Consider the following 5,640-nt stretch of genomic DNA (forward strand, 5'->3'; position numbering starts at 1 on the left):
CACCGCTACAATCACAACCACACCACCACCCCACCGACCACCGTATAACCAACCCTCCACAAAACCCGGGACTATCCATTCTCGCCGTGGGCTCATCCCCGCGTGTGCGGGGAAAACGGGTTCGCGGCCGGCGGGGCCGCGGCGTCGGTGGGCTCATCCCCGCGTGTGCGGAGAAAACACCGGCGCGGGCATCCGCGACTTCGGACTCACCGGCTCATCCCCGCGTGTGCGGGGAAAACTTGGCTGCTGCTGCGGCTGGCGCCTCTACGCTGGGCTCATCCCCGCGTGTGCGGGGAAAACCGGGCCAGTGGCACGCCGAAGGGCAACCCGGACGGCTCATCCCCGCGTGTGCGGGGAAAACGAAAGTATGCGTAGTCACAACTCCTCCTGATAGGGCTCATCCCCGCGTGTGCGGGGAAAACTCGGCCTGCGACGGCCAGCACACGCCCGCGTCGGGCTCATCCCCGCGTGTGCGGGGAAAACACCATCAAATCCGGCGCGCAGGCCGTGTGGGGGGGCTCATCCCCGCGTGTGCGGGGAAAACCTGAAAATCGCTCCTACCCCCCTTCTAGGCCCCGGCTCATCCCCGCGTGTGCGGGGAAAACAGGCCCAGTGCCGCGACTTTTTTCGGGTTGAGCGGCTCATCCCCGCGTGTGCGGGGAAAACGGGAGGAACGTCACACCCGGGTCGATACGGCACGGCTCATCCCCGCGTGTGCGGGGAAAACGTCACCAAGCCCAACAAGTGACCCAAACCACGAGGCTCATCCCCGCGTGTGCGGGGAAAACGCCAGGGAGGTCCGCGACTTCGCGGCCCAGTGGGGCTCATCCCCGCGCGTGCGGGGAAAACCCGCCTGAATGCCGCGGCGGTGTCCTCGCCGGGGGCTCATCCCCGCGTGTGCGGGGAAAACGGATTTCACCGGGGGCGGTCATTGGGGGTCTCCGGCTCATCCCCGCGTGTGCGGGGAAAACACCGAGACGTTCAGCGTCTACCAGTACGCGGCCGGCTCATCCCCGCGTGTGCGGGGAAAACGTAGATGGGCCCTACGGGGCCGTCACGAAGTTCGGCTCATCCCCGCGTGTGCGGGGAAAACGTCTGGAACGTCCTCGAGCCCATCCGCAACGCCGGCTCATCCCCGCGCGTGCGGGGAAAACTCGGTGACGGCGATATGGGCCATGACGGCCTGGGGCTCATCCCCGCGTGTGCGGGGAAAACACGTCCATGAGGTCGGTCCAGGCGTCGGCGACCGGCTCATCCCCGCGTGTGCGGGGAAAACCACCAGGTGCTGGCGGACGATGATCCCCGCCGAGGCTCATCCCCGCGCGTGCGGGGAAAACGAGTACCACCACGACCTCGCCGTCCTCGGCGCCGGCTCATCCCCGCGCGTGCGGGGAAAACGTGGTCGCGCCTGTGCGCGGGTCCATGTGGATGGGCTCATCCCCGCGCGTGCGGGGAAAACATCTGCGCCTCGTCGTAGATGCAGACCGCGACCGGCTCATCCCCGCGCGTGCGGGGAAAACAGAGGCTGTACGTAGTGCCCAGCTACACCGACCGGCTCATCCCCGCGCGTGCGGGGAAAACCGCCCCTCCACCAGCAAATCCCCCCGCGACTGGGCTTATCCCCGCGCGTGCGGGGAAAACGTGAGGGACCCGCCGATGACGATGCCGCGCATCGGCTCATCCCCGCGCGTGCGGGGAAAACCTCGTGCGGGTCTGCAAGAAGCAGCTCGCGGCGGGCTCATCCCCGCGCGTGCGGGGAAAACTCGGCGAGCGACCCGCCGTGGTTGGGCTCCGTGGGCTCATCCCCGCGCGTGCGGGGAAAACTGAGCACATCGCAGGCAACCATCAGCCGTGAGGGGCTCATCCCCGCGCGTGCGGGGAAAACTTGATGGGGGTCGCCCGGTCCTTCGTGGTGACCGGCTCATCCCCGCGCGTGCGGGGAAAACCACCGTGCCCGGCACCGTTCCGAAGCGGAAACGGGCTCATCCCCGCGCGTGCGGGGAAAACCGCAGGACGATGCGCGCCCGGCTCGCCTCGTACGGCTCATCCCCGCGCGTGCGGGGAAAACCGGCGGTTGCTGAGCGCCCTCATGGCGCGCCTGGGCTCATCCCCGCGCGTGCGGGGAAAACACCTGCTTTCTTCTTCTATGAGGGTCAGGGCGGGGCTCATCCCCGCGCGTGCGGGGAAAACGACCCCAAGAAGACCAACGAAGCGGACTTCGAGGGCTCATCCCCGCGCGTGCGGGGAAAACATGCTCACGGACGTATCGACTCCGTGCCGCCGCGGCTCATCCCCGCGCGTGCGGGGAAAACCAGTTCGGCAACCTCTACCTCGACTACGTAACGGGCTCATCCCCGCGCGTGCGGGGAAAACTTGATGGGGGTCGCCCGGTCCTTCGTGGTGACCGGCTCATCCCCGCGCGTGCGGGGAAAACCACCGTGCCCGGCACCGTTCCGAAGCGGAAACGGGCTCATCCCCGCGCGTGCGGGGAAAACGTACGCGTGTGTGGCGCCCCTCCAGGGCGGGCCGGCTCATCCCCGCGCGTGCGGGGAAAACTCGGAGACGAAGGATATGACGCCGTCGGCGGCGGGCTCATCCCCGCGCGTGCGGGGAAAACGGCCATCGAGGCGGGCAAGGCCCTGGCAACCGCGGCTCATCCCCGCGCGTGCGGGGAAAACTCGTTGATGAGCGCCAGGGCCTCGCGCAACTCCGGCTCATCCCCGCGCGTGCGGGGAAAACATGGTCTCGACCAAAGGAACGGCCAGATCCGAGGGCTCATCCCCGCGCGTGCGGGGAAAACGGGTTGGCGGCGGCGTCGATGGGCCGGCCGTCCGGCTCATCCCCGCGCGTGCGGGGAAAACGGCCATCGAGGCGGGCAAGGCCCTGGCAACCGCGGCTCATCCCCGCGCGTGCGGGGAAAACGTCCAGGAAGTGAGCCTAGTCGCGATCCCCGCGGGCTCATCCCCGCGCGTGCGGGGAAAACTTCATCCCCTTCGTCGTCGATGGACGACTCAACGGCTCATCCCCGCGCGTGCGGGGAAAACCTCGTGTGCGGCCACGGCGCCAGCGCCCCGAGGGGCTCATCCCCGCGCGTGCGGGGAAAACGCCGCCGATATCGCCTTGGCCGTCGATCCACGCGGCTCATCCCCGCGCGTGCGGGGAAAACTTACAGAGTACCTTTTGAGATGTGGGCCACTCGGGCTCATCCCCGCGCGTGCGGGGAAAACGCCCTGTCCCGTGCTATCCCCGCTGTCCGGGGGGCTCATCCCCGCGCGTGCGGGGAAAACGCGCGCGTGCCCATGGGCGCGGTGACGTGCGCGGGCTCATCCCCGCGCGTGCGGGGAAAACGCTCTTCGTGGTTTGGAGGCCGCGGGCCACCAGGGCTCATCCCCGCGCGTGCGGGGAAAACCGGGCGACAGCAGGAATGTACCCGTCGTAGGACGGCTCATCCCCGCGCGTGCGGGGAAAACCTGAGCGTCCGCATACCGACGCCAGCAAGGTCCGGCTCATCCCCGCGCGTGCGGGGAAAACTGGAGGGTGTCGCCGGTGAGCCCCAGCCTGGTGGGCTCATCCCCGCGCGTGCGGGGAAAACTTTCTTTACCGACGCCGAGGATGGTGTCGCTGGGGCTCATCCCCGCGCGTGCGGGGAAAACACCTACAGCAATATTGAACAGGACTGGATCAGCGGCTCATCCCCGCGCGTGCGGGGAAAACCCGGTCGCGGTCGAGAGGTTGAGGCGGTCGCCGGGCTCATCCCCGCGCGTGCGGGGAAAACCGCCTTGTCGCCGACACGGGCGAGACGCTGGTGGGCTCATCCCCGCGCGTGCGGGGAAAACTCGGCGCCCGCCAGCGCGATGCTGACGGCGGAGGGCTCATCCCCGCGCGTGCGGGGAAAACTCGGATGGTGACTGCGTGCGTTCCCCTCGGGACGGCTCATCCCCGCGCGTGCGGGGAAAACGGGGGCCACTGGCCAGGGCCGGGTCGACACGTCGGCTCATCCCCGCGCGTGCGGGGAAAACTACGACCCCCGCCACCGGGAGCTCGTGCGCCGCGGCTCATCCCCGCGCGTGCGGGGAAAACCGTGAGCCGTCGCCCATCGCTGGGACTTTCTCAGGCTCATCCCCGCGCGTGCGGGGAAAACATGACCTGCATCACCATCGTTGCGGTTCCAACGGGCTCATCCCCGCGCGTGCGGGGAAAACGTGTCCCAAGGTCTTCGCTAATGTTGGCGACGGGGCTCATCCCCGCGCGTGCGGGGAAAACGAGCGCACCGCGCAATTCCCCTTCGAAAACTAGGGCTCATCCCCGCGCGTGCGGGGAAAACACGAGGCCGCCCGCCTCGTTGTTGAGGTCGCCCGGCTCATCCCCGCGCGTGCGGGGAAAACCGAGGATTTATCCAGGTCGCAGGGCGCGGCCTCGGCTCATCCCCGCGCGTGCGGGGAAAACGGTGGTCGGCCGGGGCGTGTCCAGAAAGGACGGGGCTCATCCCCGCGCGTGCGGGGAAAACCGTACGGCAGGTCTTCGTCGACAAGCGGCTGCCGGCTCATCCCCGCGCGTGCGGGGAAAACCAACCCAAACGAAAGGCCCCGGAGGTCCCAATGGGCTCATCCCCGCGCGTGCGGGGAAAACTCATGTCATTTCACCTAAGCCCTTCTGAGCGCCGGCTCATCCCCGCGCGTGCGGGGAAAACCTCATCCGGCGCATCGTCGTGGGGTGCGAGGCGGGCTCATCCCCGCGCGTGCGGGGAAAACGGGACGGCGCTCACCGCCGCCATCAACCCGACGGGCTCATCCCCGCGCGTGCGGGGAAAACCCTGAAACCCTCCTGAATCGCCTCCTAGACCCCGGCTCATCCCCGCGCGTGCGGGGAAAACTCACCGGCGTCGACTGGGCGCGCACGCCCCGCGGGCTCATCCCCGCGCGTGCGGGGAAAACATCCAGGCCGCCAGTCGCGGGCCGACGGGGCTCGGCTCATCCCCGCGCGTGCGGGGAAAACGAGGGGGCGTGGAAGGGGAAGATCACTGGCACGGGCTCATCCCCGCGCGTGCGGGGAAAACGGGGACGCCGTTTCGGGTGCGCTTGACGAGCTCGGCTCATCCCCGCGCGTGCGGGGAAAACATAAGTGGAATGGGTCGAGCATATTCATGAACAGGCTCATCCCCGCGCGTGCGGGGAAAACTCAACTACACGCCAAGCCATTCGTTCAGCGTGGGGCTCATCCCCGCGCGTGCGGGGAAAACCTCATGTGTCTACGGTAGTGGAAAAATGACTAAGGCTCATCCCCGCGCGTGCGGGGAAAACAACGTGATCGCGGGCAGGGGATCGGGGGCCACGGGCTCATCCCCGCGCGTGCGGGGAAAACTAAACAATCTAATACGACGTACCTAGGCGCCTGGGCTCATCCCCGCGCGTGCGGGGAAAACCCTCGTTGGAGGGGGCCGTCAGGGCTTTCCGCCGGCTCATCCCCGCGCGTGCGGGGAAAACTCATGTCATTTCCGCTAAGCCACTCTAACGGCCGGCTCATCCCCGCGCGTGCGGGGAAAACGAAAAAATCCCCTCACGTAACCCCCCAAAAGTCGGCTCATCCCCGCGCGTGCGGGGAAAACAAGGCTTCATGTCCGTCGACGAGGTCAGGGCCCGG

1 CRISPR repeat array is annotated in these 5,640 nt (G+C 68.3%).

What is annotated here, in order from left to right:
* The first annotated feature begins 89 nt into the window (after positions 1 to 89).
* Positions 90 to 5,605: a CRISPR direct-repeat array (repeat unit 28 nt; unit sequence GGCTCATCCCCGCGCGTGCGGGGAAAAC).
* Positions 5,606 to 5,640 lie beyond the last annotated feature (35 nt).

Origin of the sequence: Pauljensenia hongkongensis (genome assembly GCF_001746855.1) — a bacterium.
In the GTDB taxonomy this organism is placed as follows: domain Bacteria; phylum Actinomycetota; class Actinomycetes; order Actinomycetales; family Actinomycetaceae; genus Pauljensenia; species Pauljensenia hongkongensis.